At 64.9% G+C, this 20,625-nt stretch carries 16 protein-coding genes, 1 tRNA gene and 1 pseudogene; 5 read left to right on the top strand and 13 right to left on the bottom strand.

Annotated features, from left to right (window positions below; all coding sequences use genetic code 11):
• Positions 1-88: 88 nt before the first annotated feature.
• Positions 89-1,171: a TMAO reductase system periplasmic protein TorT gene (locus tag C0606_08430; protein ID PLX38233.1), complete on the top strand. Its 1,083-nt coding sequence runs from the start codon at positions 89-91 to the stop codon at positions 1,169-1,171.
• A 97-nt stretch (positions 1,172-1,268) separates the two neighbouring features.
• On the opposite strand, the gene C0606_08425 is transcribed toward C0606_08430, so the two are convergent.
• The 12 genes and pseudogenes from C0606_08425 to C0606_08370 form a co-directional block, all read right to left on the bottom strand.
• Positions 1,269-1,925: a hydantoin racemase gene (locus C0606_08425; protein ID PLX38232.1), complete on the bottom strand. Its 657-nt coding sequence runs from the start codon at positions 1,923-1,925 to the stop codon at positions 1,269-1,271.
• Positions 1,922-2,911, bottom strand: coding sequence for a dipeptide ABC transporter ATP-binding protein DppD (dppD, locus tag C0606_08420; GenBank protein ID PLX38231.1), 990 nt, complete (start codon positions 2,909-2,911; stop codon positions 1,922-1,924). The genes C0606_08425 and dppD overlap by 4 nt, the downstream gene beginning before the upstream one ends.
• Positions 2,908-3,922, bottom strand: a pseudogene (locus tag C0606_08415) (dipeptide/oligopeptide/nickel ABC transporter ATP-binding protein). The gene dppD and the pseudogene C0606_08415 overlap by 4 nt, the downstream one beginning before the upstream one ends.
• Positions 3,919-4,803, bottom strand: a complete 885-nt coding sequence (locus C0606_08410; GenBank protein PLX38230.1) for an ABC transporter permease — start codon at positions 4,801-4,803, stop codon at positions 3,919-3,921. The pseudogene C0606_08415 and the gene C0606_08410 overlap by 4 nt, the downstream one beginning before the upstream one ends.
• Positions 4,800-5,744, bottom strand: coding sequence for an ABC transporter permease (locus C0606_08405; protein PLX38229.1), 945 nt, complete (start codon positions 5,742-5,744; stop codon positions 4,800-4,802). The genes C0606_08410 and C0606_08405 overlap by 4 nt, the downstream gene beginning before the upstream one ends.
• 36 nt (positions 5,745-5,780) lie before the next feature.
• Positions 5,781-7,361: an ABC transporter substrate-binding protein gene (locus C0606_08400; protein PLX38228.1), complete on the bottom strand. Its 1,581-nt coding sequence runs from the start codon at positions 7,359-7,361 to the stop codon at positions 5,781-5,783.
• A 341-nt stretch (positions 7,362-7,702) separates the two neighbouring features.
• Positions 7,703-8,548, bottom strand: coding sequence for a MurR/RpiR family transcriptional regulator (locus tag C0606_08395; GenBank protein ID PLX38227.1), 846 nt, complete (start codon positions 8,546-8,548; stop codon positions 7,703-7,705).
• Positions 8,549-8,717: 169 nt separating this feature from the next.
• Positions 8,718-8,793 (bottom strand) — tRNA-Thr (locus C0606_08390).
• 175 nt (positions 8,794-8,968) lie between these two features.
• Entirely contained in the window at positions 8,969-10,804 is a 1,836-nt protein-coding gene (locus C0606_08385; protein ID PLX38226.1) for a heme biosynthesis protein HemY, read from the bottom strand.
• Positions 10,805-10,827: 23 nt separating this feature from the next.
• A complete protein-coding gene (locus C0606_08380; protein ID PLX38225.1) occupies positions 10,828-12,750 on the bottom strand; it encodes a hypothetical protein in 1,923 nt (640 codons plus the stop codon).
• 197 nt (positions 12,751-12,947) lie between these two features.
• Positions 12,948-13,688, bottom strand: coding sequence for a hypothetical protein (locus C0606_08375; GenBank protein ID PLX38224.1), 741 nt, complete (start codon positions 13,686-13,688; stop codon positions 12,948-12,950).
• A gap of 288 nt (positions 13,689-13,976) precedes the next feature.
• Positions 13,977-14,903 carry a hydroxymethylbilane synthase gene (locus C0606_08370; protein PLX38223.1) on the bottom strand — a complete coding sequence of 309 codons (927 nt, stop codon included), beginning with the start codon at positions 14,901-14,903 and terminating at the stop codon, positions 13,977-13,979.
• Between the two features lie 188 nt (positions 14,904-15,091).
• Between C0606_08370 and tsaD the strand changes: the two genes are divergently transcribed.
• From tsaD to C0606_08355, 3 genes are read left to right on the top strand one after another with little or no spacing between them, the layout of a single operon-like run.
• Positions 15,092-16,168, top strand: coding sequence for a tRNA (adenosine(37)-N6)-threonylcarbamoyltransferase complex transferase subunit TsaD (gene tsaD, locus C0606_08365; GenBank protein PLX38222.1), 1,077 nt, complete (start codon positions 15,092-15,094; stop codon positions 16,166-16,168).
• Positions 16,165-17,172: a glycerol-3-phosphate dehydrogenase gene (locus tag C0606_08360; GenBank protein PLX38221.1), complete on the top strand. Its 1,008-nt coding sequence runs from the start codon at positions 16,165-16,167 to the stop codon at positions 17,170-17,172. Before tsaD ends, C0606_08360 begins: the two co-directional genes overlap by 4 nt.
• Before the next feature lie 14 nt (positions 17,173-17,186).
• Complete coding sequence (locus C0606_08355; GenBank protein PLX38220.1) at positions 17,187-17,552, top strand: hypothetical protein; 366 nt, start codon at positions 17,187-17,189, stop codon at positions 17,550-17,552.
• A 57-nt stretch (positions 17,553-17,609) separates the two neighbouring features.
• Here the strand turns inward: C0606_08355 and C0606_08350 are convergent, their stop codons facing one another.
• Complete coding sequence (locus C0606_08350) at positions 17,610-18,248, bottom strand: hypothetical protein (protein PLX38219.1); 639 nt, start codon at positions 18,246-18,248, stop codon at positions 17,610-17,612.
• A 354-nt stretch (positions 18,249-18,602) separates the two neighbouring features.
• Between C0606_08350 and typA the strand changes: the two genes are divergently transcribed.
• Complete coding sequence (gene typA / locus C0606_08345; protein ID PLX38218.1) at positions 18,603-20,426, top strand: translational GTPase TypA; 1,824 nt, start codon at positions 18,603-18,605, stop codon at positions 20,424-20,426.
• The last annotated feature ends 199 nt before the right edge of the window (positions 20,427-20,625 follow it).

Genomic DNA, 20,625 nt, shown 5'->3' with positions numbered 1-20,625 from the left:
CGACATCGAACGCAGCCGTTTTACATCTGCCGGACGGTTGTCTCGGACCGACCCTCTGTGGTTCTCTGTCGGACAGCGGATCGAGCCGATGGCCACCGCGTCCACCAGGACGGTGAGGACCGTGATCAAGGCGAAAACCCTGCGCAACTGCTTGCCGAAACGCGCACGCCGCGCGTCCGGCTTTTTCGCCTACGCCCGCATCCTCGCGATCTGCGCGGTCGCCGCGTTTCTCATGCCCATGTCGCCGGTTGCCGCTCAGGACACGGGCGCGCCGGCGGCGGCGCGGATCTGTGTCATCGTCCCCCATTTCAAGGACGAGTACTGGCTGAGCGTCGGGTTCGGGCTGCACACCGCCGCTGAAGAAACCGGCGCTGAACTGCTGACCTATGAATCCGGCGGTTATCATTCGCTCGAGCGCCAGATCGAACTCCTCGACATCTGCCGCGCCGAGGGCGCACAGGCAATCCTTCTCGGAGCCGTATCGGCCGACGACGCGCGCCTCATCCAGGCGGTCGTGGAAACCGAAAAGCATGTTCCGGTACTTGCCCTCGTCAACGCGCTCGATGCGCCGGGACTCGCCGGCTGGGTCGGCGTCGACTGGCGCAAGATGGGCTTGGCCGTCGGCGCGTTCCTCAGCTCCCGTCATCCCAAAGGCAGCGAACCGGTGCGCGCCGTTCTCGTCACCGGTCCCACGGAGAGCGGCTGGGGGCCGATTCTCGATTCCGGACTTGCCGAAGGGCTGAAGAACTCATCCCTCAACATCGTCGAAACCTACCGCGCCGATACGGGCCTGCGCGAACAATTGCGACAAGTCGAGCGGGCGCTCGCCGAATACCCCGACGCCGACTATCTGATCGGCAGCGCGCCGGCCGTGGAGGGTGCGATGGCACTGCTCCGCCGCCATGGCAACGACACGCGCGCACCCAGATTGCTGGCGACCTATATCAGCCACTCGGTCCTGCGCGGGTTGAAACGCGGCCAGGTCGAGATGGTCCCGTTCGACGATCCGATCGCGCAGGGGCGGCTGGGTTTGAAACTCGCCCTGCGCAGCATCGAAGGCGAGCGCTTTCCGGGGCTCTCCGGCCCGCGGACCATCGCGGTCGAAGCCGGCTCGCGCACGATCGACAGGATCGGCCTTTCCCCTTCGGCGTTCTTTCCCGAACTGGAATAGGCGCGGCGCCACCCGCCGCCTACGCGAGCGGTTGTGACACGGCGCGGCGCGCGCGGGACAAGCAGAATCGCACCCCGAGGGGACCCCTCGGGCAGACTCAAAGTCGCGCAAGGGCGAGCCTTGCACCCGCACAAACCGGATTGACCAGAGGAACCGCAATCTTCGAGCGAATGTTCTCCCCGGCCTTTGCCAGTGGACCGCCACCGATGAGGATCGCCTCCGCCCCGTCTTCAGTGACAGCGTCCATACACGCGTTCCAGAGCGCGTCGGTCATCGCGTCTTCATTTGCCATTGTTTCCTCGGCAACGCCGGGCGTGATGCGAACCGAGACCAGCAAGTCGGCGTAGCCGTAGCGGAACGCGGTCTCCTCGATCGAACGCTCCAGCAGCGGCGTTGTCGTGACAATCGAAAAACGCCGCCCCGCCGCCGATGCCTCCGCCATCCCGGCCTCGGCAATGCCCGTTACCGGGATCGGCATCTCTTCGCGCAGCCGCCGTAGCCCCGGATCTCCAAAGCCGGAGATAAGGATCCCCCGGTAGCTCTGCTCAAGAAACTGCCGGCCAAGTTCGGCGACATGTTTTGCGGCTTCCTCCAGACTGATCTCATCGGTGATGACGTCGGGACCGCGCGAAGCAGTGTGCCCGAAGATGTCGGCGGCATCGCCCACCTCACCGCGCGCGATTTCGGTCATGATCCGCGTCGTTTCAACGCTGGTATTCGGATTGATCAGCGCAATGCGGGGGACCGGCATCATGCGACACCCGCTTCTGCCTTGATGCAGGCAGCCCGATGTGTTGCGCGCAGGTTTTCAAGCGGCGGGACGCCGTTGGTGCAATCGCTGCCGGCAAGACTGCAGCGAGGCGCGAAGGCGCAGCCCTGCGGCATGTTTGCAAGATCGGGTGGCATGCCCGGTATCGTCTCGATCCGTTCGCCCTCCATCGCCCCATGTATGGTCGAGGCCAGCAGCCCCTGAGCGTAGGGATGCGCCGCGCGTTTCAGAACATCCGCAGCCGTTCCCGTTTCGACGATCCGACCGCCATACATCACCGCGACGTCGTCGGAGATCTCGGCGGCAACGCCGACGTCATGGGTGACGAAGATAGCCGCCATTCCGAGTTCGCGCTGCAGTTCGCGAAGCAACAGAACGACCTGGATTTGCACCGTGGCGTCCAGTGCCGTCGTCGGCTCGTCGGCAAGCAGGAGTTTTGGCGAGCAGGACAGGGCGAGCGCGATCATCGCACGCTGGCGCATGCCGCCGGACATTTCGTGCGGATAGGCGTCGAGCCGGGATGCCGCCGAAGGAATGCGGACCATCTCGAGCATTTCCAGCGCCCGTGCCCGGCCCTCGGCATACGAAACGCCCTTGTGGCGAACCACCGTCTCGGCAATCTGCCGACCGATAGTAAACACCGGATCGAGCGACAGCGCCGGCTCCTGGAAGATCATCGCGACGTCGCCGCCACGATAGCTGGACAGGGCCCGACCCTTCAGGGCGAGGACATCGGTTCCCGCCATGGTGACCTGTCCCGAAACACTTGTCCGGTGTGCCGGCAGGATTCGTAGCAGCGCCCGCATGGTGACGCTTTTTCCCGAGCCCGATTCGCCGATGAGACCGAGGACCTTGCCTCGTTCCAGGGTGAAGCTGATGCCGTTCACGGCGGTGACGGCACCGCGCCCGGTCGAGAAACGGACGGTCAGGTCCTCGACTGAAAGGAGTGGGGATGTCGTGTCAGGCTTCATCGGGCAATGCTTCCGGCTAGGCTGTGTTCGGACGCCGCATCCGCCATGTGACAACTCACTTCACGGCGGGAAGGCAGACGAACCGTCGCCGGCGCGTGGGTGATGCAGACCGGAGCAGCGTGATCGCACCGGGTATGGAAGCGGCATCCCGAAGGCGGATCGATGGGGCTTGGCGGGTCGCCGGTGATGGGTGCGCTGACCGTTCGCGCCTCAGGATCGAGACTTGGCATCGAAGCGAGCAGCGCTTTCGCATAGGGATGGGCCGGCCGCGCGTAGATTTCCTCGACAGGGCCCTCTTCCACGACCTTGCCGAGATACATCACCATCACCGTGTCGGAGATGTATCGAACCACATTGAGGTCATGGGAAATGAAAATGTAGCTCAGCCCGAGCTCGGTTTTCAGGTCGGCGAGCAGGTTCAGCACCTGAGCTTCGACGGACTTGTCCAGTGCGGACACGGCCTCGTCGAAGATCACGATGCGCGGCTGCATGGCGAGCGCGCGGGCAATGTTTACGCGCTGGCGCTGGCCGCCGGACAGCTCATGCGGATAGCGGCCGGCGTAGAGGCGCGGCTCAAGTCCGACCTTGGCCAGAAGGGCGTGCGCGCGCGCGTGCTTCCGCCTTCGGCGTTCCATGCACGACCGGGCCGAACATGATGGATGCCTCGATTGTCAGGCGCGGGTTGAGGGACGCCGAACTGTCCTGGAACACCATCTGCACATTGCGGCGGAGGCGCTTCAGCGCATCGCCGGTCATCGTCACGTTCTCATCATCGAGCAGGATGTCCCCCGCATCGAGCTCGATCAGCCCCATGATCAATCGCGCCGTGGTCGACTTGCCGCAGCCGCTCTCGCCGACAATGCCGAGCGTCGAACCGACGGGCAGACGAAACGACACATCCGAGACCGCATGGACGGTCTTCGCCTTTTCGCCGAATGCCGTCGGACGGACATGGAAGCGCTTGTCGAGGCCGATGACCTCAAGGACGGGTTTTTCGGATCCGGCGTTCATTCGACACCCATCGCGGCGCGCAGGCCGTCGGAAAGCAGATTGAAACTGAGTGAAACGGCGAAGATCAGAACGCCCGGCAGGGCAGCGATCAGCGGCTGGCTGTAGATCGCGTTTCGCAGATTGTTGAGCATGAGTCCCCATTCGGGGGTCGGCGGCTTTGCGCCCAGGCCGATGAAGGAAAGCCCGGCGGCGAGGATGATCGAAACCGACAGCAGGCTCGTCGCATAGACGAGGATCGGCCCGAGTATGTTGCCGAGAATATGGACGCGAATGATCGTCAGGCTGCCGGCGCCGGTGGCGCGCGCCGCTTCCACATAGTCGTGCGATCGAACCTGCGTGGTCGCAGCCTCGGTGACACGCACCAGCGGCGGGACGAGAACGATCGTCAGGGCGAGCAGCGTGTTGGCGAGGCCGGGACCGAGCGCGCCGGCAATGGCGACCGCAAGCAGAACCGACGGAAACGCGAAAAACACGTCCGTCGTCCGCATGATCGCGGTGTTGGTGAAGCCGCCGACGAAGCCCGCGACGGTTCCCAGCGCCCCGCCGATGATGACGGCCAGCGCGACGGGGACGATACCCATCAACAGTGACAGGCGTCCGCCATAGAGCAGCCGGGTCAGCATGTCCCGACCGAGTTCATCGGTGCCGAGTATGTGGCCCGGCGTACCGACCGGTTTCAGCCTCATCACGACGCGGCCAACTGCCGGATCGCACGGTGCGATCAGTGGAGCGGCAACGGCGCCGAGCACGATGATCGCCAGCACGAAAAGGCAGAGCATCGCGACCGGATCGCGCGCAAGTCGGCCGAGCACGCCGGCCCAGTAACCGCGCGAAACGATAACGTCGGCTGGCGCCGCGGCTGCATCTGTCAGAGCGTTCATTTGCGGCTGATCCTCGGATCGAGAAGCGGCTGGAGAATATCGACGAGAAGATTCAGGCCGACGAAGAACAGCGCCAGCACCAGGATGGTTCCCTGCAGCAGCGGGATATCGCGCTGCAGGATCGCGCTGTTGAGGAGAAGCCCGGTTCCCGGCCAAGAAAAGACGGTTTCGACCAGGATCGAACCGGCCATGAGATAGCCGAGCTGGACGCCGATTACGGCCAGCGCGGTCGGCGCAGCGTTCTTCAGGACATGCAGGAAGATCTGCCTGCCGGTCAGCCCCTTGGCCGCCAGCGCCGTGACAAACTCTTTGGCAAGGGTGTCGGCGACCAGCGCCCGGACGGAGCGCGTGACGATAGCGGCCGGCATTGCCGCCAGCGTCAGCGCCGGCAAGACCATGAATTGCAGGCGGTCGGTAATGTTCATGTCGCCGCCGGGTCCGGCGCCCATGGCTGGAAGCAGGTTCAAATGCACGGAAAAGAGCACGACCAGAACGATACCAAGCCAGTAGTGGGGGATGGAGACTCCCGATATCGCGAATGCCGAGACGAGCTTGTCGATCGGCGTGCCGATGGTGTAGCCGGCGACGACGCCCAGCATCACGCCGACCACGAAGGCGATCGTCGAGGCAAGCAATGCCAGACTGAGCGAGTAGGTTATCGCCGTTGCGATCTCGGAAAGCACCGGGCGGCCCGAGGCGATCGACGTGCCGAGATCACCCGTCAGCGCATTTGCAAGCCAATAGAAATATTGCACGGGGACGGACTGATCGAGACCGTAGCGCGCCTTGGTGGCATCAATGATGTCCTGCGTCGCGTCGGTCGGCAGCACCAGGGACAGCGGGTCACCCGGGGCGAGCTGAACGAGCAGGAAACAGACGATGCTCACCGCGAAGGTGATCGGCACCGTGTAGGCGATTCTCTTGATGACATATCCCAACACTGGTGCCGATCCTTCTTCGATTGGCCGATGAGCCGACTACTTTTCGACGCTCACCGGGGTCAGGTCCTGGAACCAGTTCTGAGCCTGCACGAAGCCTTTGACCTTGGGCGACATGGCCCGCGGTCCGACATCGTGAGCGACGAACAGGAACAGCGCCTCGTTGACATAGATCTCATGCAGGGCCTGGATCGCCTCCAGCTGCTTGGCGGTGTCGAACTCCGTGCGGATCGTATCGATCAGCGCATCAGCCTCGGGGTTGGAGTAGTAACCCCAGTTGGTGCCCTTGGGCGCAACAAGACGGCTGTCGATGTGGCGCATGAGAGCGGTAAACGGGTCCTGACTGAAATAGGAGCTGTTGGTCGACTGGGCGCCGTTTGTTGTCGGGTCCTTCGCGCCGGCACGCCAATTGGCCAGAAGCGCGTTCCAGTCGCGCACGTCGAACTCGACGGCGATACCGATCTCGGCGAGGTTCTGCTGGATCAGCTCGTTCATCAGCATCGGTTGCATCTGGCCCGATCCGGCGGGGGAAATGATCGCCTTCACCTTGAGCGGATTTTCCTTCGAATAGCCGGCCTCGGCCATCAGAACCTTCGCCGCTTCGGGATCGTAGGTGACCTTGAACTCGGGCGAACCGAACCAGTCGCTCGTCGACGGCACCATGCCTTCCGCCGGCCGCATCATGCCGCCGAGCAGCGATTTCATGCCTTCACGATCGATCGCCAGATTCGCTGCCTTACGGACACGGATGTCGGCCCAGGGCGAACCTTCCAGCATCGAGAAATGCCACGGCCACACATGCGGATAGACGTTCGAGGTGATCTCGAAACCGGCCGACTTCAGGCTGTCGAGCGCGTCCGGCGGCGGGGCCTCGATCCAGTCGACCTGACCCGAGCGCAGCGCGGCGACACGCGCCGAGGGATCGGGTACCGGAAGGATCACCAGCTCATCCACCTTGGGCATCCGGTCAGGATTCCAGTAGGCGTCGTTCGGAACGAGGACGGCGCGCTCACGCGGTACATAGCTCTTGACCTTGAAAGGCCCGGTTCCCGAAGGCGCCTTCAGAAATCCGTCCCACCCGCCTGAGGCTTTCCACTGCGCAGGACTCGACATGACGATCCACGCGATCTCGAAGGGAATGAGCGCATCGGGGGTTTTCGTCACGATCTCCACCGTCATCGGGTCGACGACGGAGTAGCTGGCAATCGTCGGGATACGACCGCGGCCCTGAGCAGCCTGCTTCTCGTCATATTGCGGCGACTGCGGGTTCAGGATCTTGTCGAGGTTGAACACGACGGCGTCGGCGTTGAAGTCGGAGCCATCGTGGAACTTGACGCCCTCGCGGAGCTTGAAAGTCCACTTGGTCTTATCGGCGGGATCAACGCTCCATTCCGTGGCAAGCCCCGGCATCAGGGTGACCGGCTTGTCGGCGGACGAGAGATCGTAGGCGACCAGGGCTTCAAACACCGTGTAGCCCATGAAGCGCATGCCTTCCGCACCCTGGTCGGTCTGTCCATTCGGCAGCGGCACGTCGGATGCGGTCATGGCGACCCGGAGCGTACCGTCGGCCTTGGCCGGACCCATCGCGGCAAGGAGGCCGATCGAGAGAACCGCCGTCATGGCGACGAGACCTGCGCGCTGGAGGGTGAACCAGCCACGCTTGTGTACAGGCTTCCGACCCGGATCAGGACGGCTGGCCAAGAGGGAACTCATTGTCATATCGCTATTCCTTCAAATGTCAGCCGGACACGCTTCCGACCATGCCATACGGTAAGCATTTTTCATACTAATATTCTATGAAAAGATTTTTCCTATTTTAATTCAGTGTATTGATCAGATTTTGCCAAAATAGGTGAGCACCACAGGTATCCTGAGACTGAATGGATTTTGGGCATGCGGATGCCGCAATTGCCCAAGAATCCGCCATGCCGACAATTGACCGCAGACTGGGCAGGCGCGCTCTACAGCTCGTCGAGGGAGTCGTGCGCCAACTCGATCGCAGCGAGGCGCTTGCGGCCGGCAGGACCGGCAAGTTCGATCACACGGGTCGCGATCAGATGGCAAAGCGCCAGAACCGACACGTGATTGAACAGCGAGCCGGGAGCCTGCGTTTGGCATTGGAAATGCCATTTCGGACCCTGCATCCGCTCGACACCGGCATCCGTGATGTAGAGAACCGCCGCTCCGGACGCGATCGTCTGATAGAGAATCTGCTCAAGACGCGTGTGCCCGCGCCGCAACCCGAACAGCACGACACAGTCCCGGTCGGTCATGCTGGCGATGTTTTCACCGAGCGTCTGCCCGGCAGCGGGAAGGGTGGTTATGTTCTCAATGACCTGGAGAGACTGCCACTGCAGATACGTCGCGAAGGATTGGCTGGTACGGAAGCCGATCACCCAGACCCGTCTTGCCGCCAGCATGGTTTTCGCAACCTCGTCGATTTCCGTAAGTGATATGCCCAGAAACGTCTTTTCGAGATTGGCCTTGCCCTGCTCGACATGGTCGTGCAGCACGCTTTCCGAAATCTTAGATGATGAGCCGGAAAGATAGAGCGCCGCGCCGGTATGACGCTCGGCACGAACATGCCTGCGCGCTTCCTCGTAGCTGGCGTAGCCGAGCTTCTGGACGAAACGCGATACGGTCGCATTGGAAACATTCGCCAGCCGGGCGAGTTCGGTCGCTGTGTAGCTGGCGAGTTCGCCGGGGAAGTTGAGAACGAAATCGGCCAACCGGCGCTCGGTCGGATGCATGCGGTGCAGTTCCCCGCGAACTCGGGTCACGAACGAGAGCTTCTGTTTGGCCGGCATCGATCAGTCTCGCGAAAACGAATTTTCACAGAGACTAACCATGAATGCCGCCGCCGGGAAACCATCCGCATCTCATATCGGTGGTCTGTGCCGGCGTTTTTCCACGTTGCATGCAGCCGCGCATTCGCCATGGACGAAACATATGATCTGCAAAACCGGAAGGGGGGAATGGTGCCGCATGACGGATTCGAACCGCCGACCCCATCATTACGAATGACGTGCTCTACCAACTGAGCTAATGCGGCGCACCAGGTGCGGGGCTGTGCCCGAACGCCTCCTGATAACGGGAGTTCTCCGGCTTTTCAAGCACGGAGTGAAGCCAAAATACAGCTGGCGGCAAAACACCGCCGGCGGGAAATCGCGGCAAGGCGGGACCGCACGGGGCCGACCGCCCTCAGCAACACCCCGCGTAGCGCGACGTCAATTGTAGCGCGGCCGCCCGCGCCCCATGACGTCGTCGTCGTCGGCCAGCGGACCCGGATCGTCCGGCGCGTGACCGCCAAACGGCAGGCCGGAGTAATCCTCATCATCCGTCTTGGCCGCGCCTTCGGGCGTTGCTTCGATCGCCGACGCCTCGACCACATCGGCCGGTTTCGCCGCCTTCGCGGGTTCCGCAGCAGCAGGCTCCTTCGCCTCAACCGGGGCCTCAGGCGCAGACTTGGCTTCCGCCGGCTTTGCCGCTGCCTCGGCCTTCGACGTTTCCTTTTCCACCGGGGTGGCTGTCGGAGCGGCTTCAGCCTCGATCACGACCGCGTCTTCCGCTTCGACGACCTTTTCAGCCGCAGGCGCAGGTGCCGGTTCGGCCTCGATAACCACGGGTTCCTCGGCCTTTTCGGCCGGCGCAGCATCGAGCTTTTCATCGCCAACCGCAGTGGCTGCGGCGGGCGCCGCCGCCAAAGCCGGTCCGGCCACGGGCGCGACGGGGCGGGGCTTCAGCAGGTCGTCCTCGATCGTTGGGCCTTGCGCGCCGGCCAGCATCGCCACCGGCACCTTCCACTCGAACGCGTCGAGACGGCCGGTCACCGGCGAGATCGGCGCCCATTCCTCGGCCACATAGCCATCGGCGATCCACGCCGGGTCGCGCGGCATCTTGACGGCGCGGGCAAGCCATTCGCGCATCCGGCCCTGGTCGCCATGTTCGCCCTCTTCCACCTCGGCCATCATCAGACAGGCGCGTTCGGTCGGATCGGAACGCAGCACACGGGTCAACGCCTCGCGCGCGGTCTCGAAATCGTGCAGCTCGATCGCCACGCGGGCGAGCGCCAGCGCGCCTTCCGCGTGATGGCTGCGTAGTGTGTTGAGCGTCTTCGCCCGTTTCAGCCGGTCGCGCGCCGAATCGCCCGGTCGCAGATAGAGGTAGGCCTCCGCGATCTCGGGGTGCGGCTCCTTCTTCCACGCGGCCTCGAGGATCTTCGCCGCCTTGCGGAAATCGCCAGCGCGCGACAGAAGCCGCCCGGCAAGCGCCGCCGCCGTCACCAGTTCCGGCGCCAGACCGTGCGCCTCGACCGCCATCTTGCGCGCCTCGTCCGGATTGCCGTCTTCAAGCTCCAGCCCGCGCGCGGTCAGAAGCACTGCTCGCTGACGCCGCGCCGTCTTCTTGTCGACCAGCTTATTGGCAACGTTTTCGGCCAGCGTCTTCAGCGCGCCTTCCCAGTCGCCATCGGCGGAGCGGAATTCGAGCTGCGCCTTGCCCGCCCACGGCACCGAGGGCGCCAGCGCGGCGGCTTCCTCGACATAGTGCCGGGCGGCCTCGCTCTCGCCCTCGCGCTTTGCCTCGACGAACAGACCGTGCAGACCGAGCAGCCGGGTCTCGTCGTCATCGAGCATGGATTCAAACGTCTTGCGCGCGGTCTCGCGATCGCCCGAAAGCTGCGCCGACTGCGCGGTAAGAAGCAGCGTCGCCGGTTCGTGCTTGAGAAACTTGCGGGCCTCCTTGGCGGCCTTCTGCGCGTCGCGTACGTTGCCGGAGCCCACCGCGATGAAACCATGCTTCAGCGCCGCGGTACCCTTTTCGCGCCGCCGGCGGCCGAAGAAGTGCTGCAGCGCGCGCGGCGAGCCGACGACACCACGCAACACCGACCACAGGATGATGCCGGCAACCACCAGCACCGCCACCGAAAGCAGCGCGACCATCACGCTGGTCTCGAGCTGGTAGCCCTGCCAATCGAGCATCAGGGTGCCGGGCCTGTCGGCGAGCCAGGATGCACCGAGCGCGACCGCGAACAGGATGGCGAAAAAGACGATCAGACGGATCATAGGGGAGGACTCCCGCAAAAAACTCAGTTGCCGCTTTCAGCGAGCAAGGACAGCACGTCGCCGGTTACCGTTTCGACAAGTCGATCGGCGGCAAGACGGGCACGAACGGCGGACAGCCAGGGCTCGATGGCGGCTTTAGCCTCGGCGGAGACATCCGCTTCACCAAGCGCATCCCAGGCAGCCACGGCACCAGCGAGATCGCCGGCCGCAGCCTTGCGGCCCATCTCGCCGAGCGCGGCATCAACACCTGCGCCTGCCCCCTCGCCGGTGGCGCGCACCTGCACCGCCGACTGCGCATTCGACCACAGACGGTCTAGCACCCCGGCATCCTCGGCCGGCTTCGCCAGCGTCGCGCGAACCTTGTCGGCAGCCGCCGGGAACCCGGCGACGAGCGCGCTGGTTGTCGCAATGCCCTTTTCCGCGTGCGCGGCAAGCGGCGAAAGATCGACACCCTCACCGAGCGTCGCCGAGACGGCCGCAAGTTCGGCCTGATAGGGCTTTCCGGCTTCGACCGCACGACCGAGCGACGACACCGCCACCGCGCGGGCGGCGATTTCGCGCGCACCCGGCCCGCCGACGGTCTTCTCAAGCCCGTCGATCCGGCCGGCAGCCGCGTCGACCTTGCCGGCAAGCTCGGTGATCTGTTCGCCAACACCGCTGAGTGCTGCCGCCGTTTCCTCGGCCTTGGCCGTGGCCGCCGTCAGCACCGCATCGCGTGCCTCTGCCGCTGTTGCCAGTTCGCCGACGCGGGTTTCGACAGCACCAATCGCCGACTTGGTCGCCTCATCGGCACCAGCTTCGGCAAGTTTCGCTTCGACACCATCGAGCCGCGCGGCCTGCGCGCTCACCGTCTCATTCAGCCCGGCAATCGTGGTCTCAACGCCCTTGATTGCGTCGCCAAGCGCCGGATCGACCGCAGGCACCGCCGATGCTGTCTCAGCGACGGCGGCAATCTTTCCACGCAAATCGGTCAGTTCGCCCTGCAGGCTTTCAAGCGCCACTTCAGGACCCTGCGTGCCCGACGAAACGAGACGGCGCAAATCGGCGACCTGGCCGGTCAGCTCATCGAGCCCGGCGGCCTTCTTTTCGACCTCGGCGATACGCGCCTCGACGGCCGCTGCCGGATCGGGCAGCGCCGCGATGGTCTTTTCCATCGCCTCGACACGGGCGGCGAGTGCCGTCAGCGTTTCACTCAGATCGGCGGGAACGCTGGCCTCCGGCGCCGGACGGGCGCCGAGCTCCGCGAGCTTGCCTTCGAGATCGGCGGTACGGGTCGTGAGCGCGGCGAGATCCGCCGGTGCCACGGTCTCGCTCGGCGCACCGGGTGCCGGGAGCACCCCGGCGCTCTGCAGGCCGTAACCCGCGCCGAAGGCAACCACGCCACCGGCCAGAGCCGCCGCGAACCAGCCGATCAGACCGCCGCGTTTTTCGCCCTTTGGCGCGGATGCAGCGCCGAGCGTCGGCTCGGGACGCTTCGGTTCATCCTTCTTCGGTGTCTCATCGCGGGAAATGGGAGCCTTCGTATCCGGCTTGGCGCTTTCCGCCGCCTTTTCAGCCGTCTGCGCAGCTGACTTCGGCGCCGCCGGATCCTTCACACCGACCGCAGCGTCACCGCCGGATTTGCTCTCCGTCGCAGGGCCTGCCTTTGCAGCATCCGCGCCGGTTTTGCTCTCTGGCCCGGTTTTCGCCGGTTCCGACTTCGCCGGCTCGGGTTTCGCGGACGCCGCTAGCTTTGCGTCGCCCGGCTTTGCATCACCAGGCGTATTCTCGGCAGGTTTTGATTCGGTGGGTTTCGTCGTGTCCGCTTTGGCGTCCGTCGCTTTCGCCTCAGGCGCAGCGCCCGGCGCCGTCACTTCCTTGACGTCCTTGGCTTCGAGATCGATGGTCACCGGCTTGCGGGCCGGCCGCGAGGTCTTTGCCTGACCATCTTCCTTTTTCGTTGCCATTCTTCCCTCAACAGTTCCGCTGCGCGATCCGCCCGCCCTGCCTTGAGCGTATCGGCATTACATTCCAACAAAGAGGCACTCCGCCAGCCACAAGTTTCATGGCCGGCAGAGTCTTTATACTCCGTAATGGTCGGACCGACAGGGATTCAGATCAATCCGCCATTCGGCGACGGTCAACGCTCCCGGTCCCGCCCGCACTAGCCGGCCGCGACAGCCTTCTGCCCGGCATCCTTGATCAGCGCCATCATCGCGCGCGCATTCGGCTTCTTGGCAACGCGGATCTTCTCGCAGCCAAGATCTTCGAAAGGCTTTGCCGCGGCTTTGGAAATGGCGATAACGCGCACGCCCTTCAACGCCTGATCGAGCCCGGCTTTGTTCGCGGCCGCAATCAGTGCCGTTCCCGTGCGGGCGGAAAAGATCAGCGCGCCGCCGAGCTTGCCGGCCTTCAGCGCCTCGACGGTCTTTTCGCCGAGGTCGCTCGCCGGTTCCGCGGCGTAGACTTCGGCCAGCCGCATCTCGAAGCCAAGATTGCGCAGCAACCCTTCGAGGTCGCCCTTGCGATCGCGCCCACCGGCGTAAAGCACCGGGCCGTCGCCGGCCTCGAGCGTGTTCGAGACGAGACCGGCCAGCGCCATGACGTCGCCATCGGCGCTGATCACCTTGGTGAAGCCGGCGTTTTCCGCCGCCCGCGCCGTCGCCTTGCCGACGGTGAACAGCGGCAGGGCCGTGAGCGCCGCCTTGTCGGAGCGCGCGCCAAGCGCCCGCACCGCATTGGCGCTGGTCGCCGCGATCGCCTGAACGCCGTCGAGTGCGATCGGTGCCGTATCGTCGAATACGATCTTCAGCATCGGGTCGACGATGGCGCGGTGGCCCTTGGCTTTCAACATGGCGGCCGTCTTGCCGGCACCCGGTTTCGGCCTTGTAACGAGAAACTGCATGAGTGATGTCCTAGGAAGCGCCGCCGACGGTTGCCGTTTTCCGCAACCCCGGACGCGGACGGTTTTTGCCGAATGAACCCTGCCCGTCCACCGGGACGGGGCCAGGAAATCGCATTTCCGAAATGGTCTGCCGGCTATGACCCGAAAAAGGGACCAGCCGATGCCCCGACCGGAAGTGAACGCACTGCTCTACACACAAGTCCACCTTCGCGGGCAGTTCCCTCGGACGGAACCGCCAACGAAAGAGTTCGAAATGATAACGCGGCAGCAATGGCCGAATTAAGACTGTCAGACCGCGACGAAGAAATCCGGGCCGCCCTTTTCCTTCAGCACCCGGCCGGCCTCGGCGCCCGTATCGAACGCGTCGATCGCCGCGCAGCTGCGCGAGATCTCGTGCACCTCGGAGCCGTCCGGCTTCAGGATCATGCCGCGGAACACCATGGTGTCGCCGTCGAGGGTGGCGTGGCCGGCGATCGGCGTGCGGCACGACCCGTCGAGCTCAGCAAGGAAGGCGCGTTCCGCCGTCAGGCAGATTTCCGTCGCCCGGTCGTGGATGGCGTCGAGCATCGTGCGGGTCGCATCGTTGTCGGCGCGGGCCTCGATGACGATCGCGCCCTGGCCGACGGCCGGCGGAAAGGCATCGATGTCGAGCCGCGAGGTGATGACATCGGTCTGGCCAAGGCGATTTAGGCCGGCGCAGGCGAGAAGCGTCGCATCGACGACGCCGTCCTCGAGCTTGCGCAGGCGCGACTGCACATTGCCGCGGAAATTGACCACCTGCAGATCCGGGCGCAGGCGCAGCACGAGCGCCCCGCGACGCAGCGAGGCCGAACCGACCACCGCGCCCTGCGGCAGATCGGCGAGCGTCTTCGCCTTCGGGCTGATGAACGCGTCGCGAACATCTTCGCGCGGCAGATAGGTCGACAGCACCAGGCCGTCCGGCAGCACGGTCGGCATGTCCTTGGCCGAATGAACCGCGAGATCAATGCGGCCGTCGAGCAGCGCTTCCTCGATCTCCTTGGTGAACAGCCCCTTGCCGCCGGCCTCCGACAACGGCCGGTCGAGAATGGCGTCGCCCGTCGTCTTGATGACGACGATTTCGAACGCCTCCTCGGGCAATCCGTGCGCGGCGGCGAGCCGGTCGCGGGTTTCATGCGCCTGCGCAAGTGCAAGCAGGCTGCCTCTCGTGCCGATTCGTACAGGTTTCGTTTGCAAGGGTCGTTATCCGGGTGTTAGGCGAGAACAAGGAAAAGCGCGGCCGCCGAAGGCGAGCCCGCCTGCTTTTACCGCAAGCCGGCAACGAATACCAACCCGCCGGTTTACCGCATTGTCCGGCAGCAAGACGGCCGCGCCGGCCGAACGCGCCGACGGCCAAAGCGCCAAAGGAAGGACCGCCCCCGCCGATGATCGTGCTCGGCATCGAAACCAGTTGCGACGAAACCGCCGCCGCGGTGGTACGTCGCCATGCCGACGGGCGCGGTGAAATCCTCTCGAACGTGGTGCTGAGCCAGATCGAGGAACACGCGGCCTTCGGCGGCGTCGTGCCGGAAATCGCCGCCCGCGCCCATATCGAGGCCCTCGACGGCATCATTCGCGCCGCGATGAGCGACGCCGGCAAGAGTTATGACGATCTCGACGGCATCGCCGCGACCGCGGGACCAGGGCTCATCGGCGGTCTCATTGTCGGCCTGATGACGGCAAAGGGCATCGCCGCCGCTACCGGCAAGCCCCTCGTCGCCGTCAACCATCTCGAAGGCCACGCCCTCACCGCACGCCTGACCGATGATCTCGACTTTCCCTATCTGCTGTTTCTCGTCTCAGGCGGCCACACCCAGCTCATTTTTATCAGCGGTGTCGGACGATACGAGCGCTGGGGTACGACGATCGACGATGCACTCGGTGAGGCATTCGATAAGACGGCTAAGCTTCTTGGGCTTCCCTACCCCGGTGGTCCGGCCGTTGAGATCGCCGCAAAAGGCGGTGATCCGAAAAAATTCAAATTTCCAAGGCCCTTGTTGGATCGAGACGATCTGAATTTTTCTTTTGCCGGCTTAAAGACAGCCGTTCGGCAGGCTGCGGAACGGATCGCGCCGGTCACCGAACAGGACATTTCCGACATCTGCGCGTCGTTCCAGGCGGCCGTCTGCGACGTTATCGAGAGCCGGCTAAGGGATGCATTGGGGAAGTTTGCCGCGAGCTGTCCCGAAACCGTTCCGGCTTTCGTCGCTGCCGGTGGTGTCGCCGCCAACAAGGCGATCCGCGCAACGCTGGAAAAGGTCGCGCAAGAGGCCGGCGCACGCTTCCTCGCCCCGCCGATCGACCTGTGCACCGACAATGCCGCGATGATCGCCTGGGCCGGCGCCGAGCAGCTGGCAGAGGGAAACAGCGATCCGCTCTCGGTCGGACCGCGCTCGCGCTGGCCGCTTGATCAGAATGCCGGCGCTGTGGTCGGCTATGGACGCCGGGGGGCAAAGGTATGAGCAACGACGACCCCTACAACACGGTCGGCGTCATCGGCGCCGGCGCCTGGGGCACGGCCCTTGCGCTCACGGCAGCCCGCGCCGGCCGAGACGTCACGCTTGCCGGCCGGGACGCCGAAACGCTCGCCGCCATCGAAAAGGGCGAGAACCCGGCCTATCTGCCCGGTATCCGCCTCGATACCACCTTCCGAACATCGAACGACGCCAACGACGCCGCGCGCGCGGCGATCGTGCTGCTCGTCACGCCGGCGCAGACGACCCGCACCGTGCTTGAGGAAATTGCCGAAACGCTGGCGCCCGGCACCCCGCTGGTGCTGTGCGCCAAGGGAATCGAGGCCGGCACCGGCCGGCTTTTGACCGAAATCGTCGAGGAAGTGGTGCCGCAGGCCATTCCCTGCGTGCTGTCGGGGCCGAGCTTTGCCGCCGATGTCGCGCGCGGCCTGCCAACCGCCGTCACTATCGCCGCCCCGATGGAATCGATCGCCGACCGGCTGGCGGCGGCCCTTTCCGGTGGCGCGTTCCGACCCTATGCCTCGGCCGACGTCACCGGGGCGCAGATCGGCGGCGCGCTGAAGAACGTGCTCGCGATTGCCTGCGGCGCGGTGTCGGGCCGCAAGCTCGGCGCGAGCGCGCAGGCCGCGCTGACCGCGCGCGGCTTCGCCGAAATGACCCGGCTCGGCAGAGTGCTTGGCGCCCGCCCGGAAACCCTGACCGGCCTGTCCGGCCTTGGCGATCTGGTGCTGACCTGTTCGACGCCGCAGTCGCGCAACTTCGCCTTCGGCATGGCGCTCGGCGAGGGCAAGCCGCTCGAGACGCTAACCGGCCCCGGCGCGAAACTCGCCGAAGGCGTCCACACCGCCGCCATCGCCGTGCGCCTCGCCCATGATCACGGCATCGACCTGCCGATCTCGGAGGCCGTCGACGACGTGGTCGCCGGTCGCCTCACAATTGCCGGCGCCATCGACCGGCTGATGCAGCGGCCCTTGAAACGGGAAGACTGGTAGGCGACCCTGTCGTCATGTCGCGCACGATCCTCATCGAAGCGGGCGAGCGCAAACGGATCATCACCCGATTCAGCAGCAGTCTCGTCGCCCGCTACCGGTTCACGGCAACGCCGCTCGAACCCGACGCCCCGCTTTCCGGGACGGTCGAGGTGCGCGGATCGGCGTGGATTTTTCCAAAACCCGCAAGGACCCAGCCCCTCGAAGCGCGCAACGAGGTCGCAAAGGGCTTCTGGGACACCATCTACCGGGTCGAAATCATCCCCGACCACGATGTCATGATCACCGTCGAGACCGGAGTTTTCGAGCGGTTGTGGATCCCGCTTGTGCTGGCGGCAGGCATCGTCTTCGCCGCCGCCCTGATCGTGCTCACGACGAGATAGCCGTCAACGCCATCGCGTCGGCGCGACAGGCGTCGTCAAAGATGTATAGTCAGGATATCAATTCGTAACCGGCTGTTCCGGCTTTACTTCTGCGTCCACCTCGGCGGTCTTCTCCGGCAGGCCGACGCAACTGCGCAGCGCCGACTGAACCTCCGGAAGGCTCCAGTCCAGCGCGCCGATAACACGCGCCTGTTCGACGCCCTCACCGTCGACGACCACACTCATCGGCAACGCCGAAATACCCATGTCGCGCGCGGCAAGTCCGAACGGATCGGTGACGAGCGCCAGATTGCGGATGCCGTACGTATTGTAGAAGTCGAGCACCTTCGGCGCCCGCCGGTCGCGGTTAATCGCCAGCACCAACACCTTTTCGTCGCGCATGTCGACCTGCAGCCTGTCGAGATGCGGCATCTCCTTGATGCACGGCACGCAGGTCGTCTTCCAGAAGGTGATCACCATCGGCCGGCCGCGGAAATCCGACAGATGGAACTCGCGTCCACGATGGTCGGTGAACTTGATGTCGGGCGCCTGGCGCGTGGTATCGAGCGGGTAGAGCCCGCCGAGCGCCGTCTTGACCCCGCCGCAGCCGCGCGTCGGCTCCGCCATTGCCCCGGCTCCGCCGCACATGAGCGCGACTGCTGCCAGAACCGGCAGGACCGCCGCGACGAACCGGCGTTTCGATCGGGCAAAAATCATGGCAAGCGCTCCATAGCGGCAGACGGTTTCACACCAAGCCTATACGCGGGAGACCTCGCCGCACCCTGATCGAAGTCAGAAGACGGGGATTTCCGCAGCGCCCGCCCGGAGCCATACGCTCCCTTGCCGGCTGTTTGCTTGCCGAAAACGGCATTTGCGCGTATAAGCCGCGCAAACGGGCGCGATCGCTTGCCGCGGCGCGCCCTTTGGCATTCCAAACGGACCAGAATTTCGAGCGGGCGGTTCCGTCTCAGGACGCAACCGGAACGCTTGGCCGCACTCGAACCCGGCACCGACGATCCCAACGTCGTTCCGCGTTCCCCGGCCGTTCGCAAAGCACAGGCAGACAGACATATGAAACTGCGCAATATCGCCATCATCGCTCACGTCGACCATGGCAAGACCACCCTCATCGACGTGCTGCTGAAGCAGTCCGGCTCGTTCCGCGACAACCAGCGCACCGAAGAGCGCATGATGGACTCCAACGATCTGGAGCGCGAGCGCGGCATCACCATTCTTGCCAAGGTGACCTCGTTGGTCTGGAAAGACACCCGCATCAACATCGTCGACACGCCGGGCCACGCCGATTTCGGCGGCGAGGTCGAGCGCATCCTGCACATGGTCGACGGCGTGATCATCCTGGTCGACGCCGCCGAAGGCCCGATGCCGCAGACCAAATTCGTGCTGTCGAAGGCGCTTAAGGTCGGCCTGAAGCCGATCGTCGCCATCAACAAGATCGACAAGCCGGACGAGCGCCATGACGACGTTCTGAACGAGATCTTCGACCTCTTCGCCTCGCTCGACGCCAACCACGAACAGCTCGACTTCCCCGTCCTCTACGGGTCGGCGAAGCAGGGCTGGATGGCCGTCGAACCGGCCGGCCCGAAGGAAGACGTCGGCCCGCTGCTCGACCTCGTCGTCGAACACGTCTCCGCGCCGACCGTGCGCCCGGGCGAGTTCAAGCTGCTCGCCACCACCATCGAGGCAAACCCGTTCCTCGGCCGCATCCTCACCGGCCGCGTCGCGGCCGGCACCGTGACGCCGAACATGGCCATCCACGCCCTGTCGCGCGACGGCAAGGTGATCGAGCGCGGCCGTGTCTCCAAGGTGCTCGCCTTCCGCGGCCTCGAGCGCCAGCCGATCGAGGCGGGCGAAGCGGGCGACATCGTCTCCATCGCCGGCCTGCAGGTGGCGACCGTCGCCGACACGCTGGCCGATCCGTCGGTGACCGAACCGATCGCCGCCCAGCCGATCGATCCGCCGACTCTCTCCATGACCTTCCGCGTTAATGACGGCCCGCTTGCCGGCCAGGACGGCGACAAGGTGCAGAGCCGCGTGATCCGCGCCCGCCTTTTGAAGGAAGCCGAGGGCAACGTCGCCCTGCAGATCAAGGAAACCGCCGACGCCGATTCCTTCGAGGTGTCGGGCCGTGGCGAATTGCAGCTCGCCATCCTGATCGAGACCATGCGCCGCGAGGGCTTCGAGCTCACCGTCGGCCGCCCGCACGTCGTCTACCAGACCGGCGAGAACGGCCAGAAGCTGGAACCGATCGAGGAAGTCATCATCGACGTCGATGAGGAATTCTCCGGCGCCGTCGTGCAGAAGCTGCAGGAGCGCAAGGCCGACCTCATCGAGATGCGCCCGTCCGGACACGAGCGCACCCGCCTCGTCTTCCACGCCCCGACCCGCGGCCTCATCGGCTACCAGTCGGAGCTGATGTCGGACACCCGCGGCACCGCGATCTTCAACCGCCTGTTCCACGAATACGCCCCGCACAAGGGCGAGATCTCGAGCCGCCACACCGGCGTGCTGATCTCCAATGGTGACGGCGACGCGGTCGCCTACGCGCTGTGGAAGCTGGAAGACCGCGGCCCGATGCTGATCGAACCGGGCGTGAAGGTCTATGAAGGCATGATCGTCGGCGAGCACACGCGCGGCAACGACCTCGCCGTCAACGTGCTGAAGGGCAAGCAGCTCACCAACATCCGCTCCTCCGGCAAGGACGAGGCCGTGTCGCTGACCACGCCGATCAAGCTGACGCTGGAAAAGGCGCTCGCCTACATCAACGACGACGAACTCGTCGAGGTGACGCCGAACCACATCCGCCTCAGGAAGGCCCATCTCGACCCGCACGAGCGCAAGCGCGCCGAACGCGCCAAGGACGACGACGCGGCATAAGCGGCGAACAGGTTTTTCGATATGAAAACGGCGGGGAGTTCCCCGCCGTTTTTGTTTTGGTTCCCCCCGCCATCCTCCGGCCTCTCCCTCGTCATCCTCCGGCTTGACCGGAGGATCGGCCAGCCAAGGTCGAGCCCGTCGAGAGGGGTACGCACCACGATGAGCCGGGCTGCATTGCCTTCACCCACCACCGCGCGAG

It is taken from the genome of Hyphomicrobiales bacterium (assembly GCA_002869065.1).
Classification (GTDB): domain Bacteria; phylum Pseudomonadota; class Alphaproteobacteria; order Rhizobiales; family Rhodobiaceae; genus Rhodobium.
This window is presented reverse-complemented; position numbering and strand designations above follow the sequence as displayed.

Coding starts and splice junctions, on each gene's coding strand:
- typA (PLX38218.1), top strand. CDS start 18,603: ATGAAACTGCGCAATATCGCCATCATCGCTCACGTCGACCATGGCAAG.
- C0606_08360 (PLX38221.1), top strand. CDS start 16,165: ATGAGCAACGACGACCCCTACAACACGGTCGGCGTCATCGGCGCCGGC.
- C0606_08410 (PLX38230.1), bottom strand. CDS start 4,803: ATGAACGCTCTGACAGATGCAGCCGCGGCGCCAGCCGACGTTATCGTT.
- C0606_08425 (PLX38232.1), bottom strand. CDS start 1,925: ATGATGCCGGTCCCCCGCATTGCGCTGATCAATCCGAATACCAGCGTT.
- dppD (PLX38231.1), bottom strand. CDS start 2,911: ATGAAGCCTGACACGACATCCCCACTCCTTTCAGTCGAGGACCTGACC.
- C0606_08350 (PLX38219.1), bottom strand. CDS start 18,248: ATGATTTTTGCCCGATCGAAACGCCGGTTCGTCGCGGCGGTCCTGCCG.
- C0606_08400 (PLX38228.1), bottom strand. CDS start 7,361: ATGACGGCGGTTCTCTCGATCGGCCTCCTTGCCGCGATGGGTCCGGCC.
- C0606_08375 (PLX38224.1), bottom strand. CDS start 13,688: ATGCAGTTTCTCGTTACAAGGCCGAAACCGGGTGCCGGCAAGACGGCC.
- C0606_08385 (PLX38226.1), bottom strand. CDS start 10,804: ATGATCCGTCTGATCGTCTTTTTCGCCATCCTGTTCGCGGTCGCGCTC.
- tsaD (PLX38222.1), top strand. CDS start 15,092: ATGATCGTGCTCGGCATCGAAACCAGTTGCGACGAAACCGCCGCCGCG.
- C0606_08355 (PLX38220.1), top strand. CDS start 17,187: ATGTCGCGCACGATCCTCATCGAAGCGGGCGAGCGCAAACGGATCATC.
- C0606_08380 (PLX38225.1), bottom strand. CDS start 12,750: ATGGCAACGAAAAAGGAAGATGGTCAGGCAAAGACCTCGCGGCCGGCC.
- C0606_08430 (PLX38233.1), top strand. CDS start 89: ATGGCCACCGCGTCCACCAGGACGGTGAGGACCGTGATCAAGGCGAAA.
- C0606_08395 (PLX38227.1), bottom strand. CDS start 8,548: ATGCCGGCCAAACAGAAGCTCTCGTTCGTGACCCGAGTTCGCGGGGAA.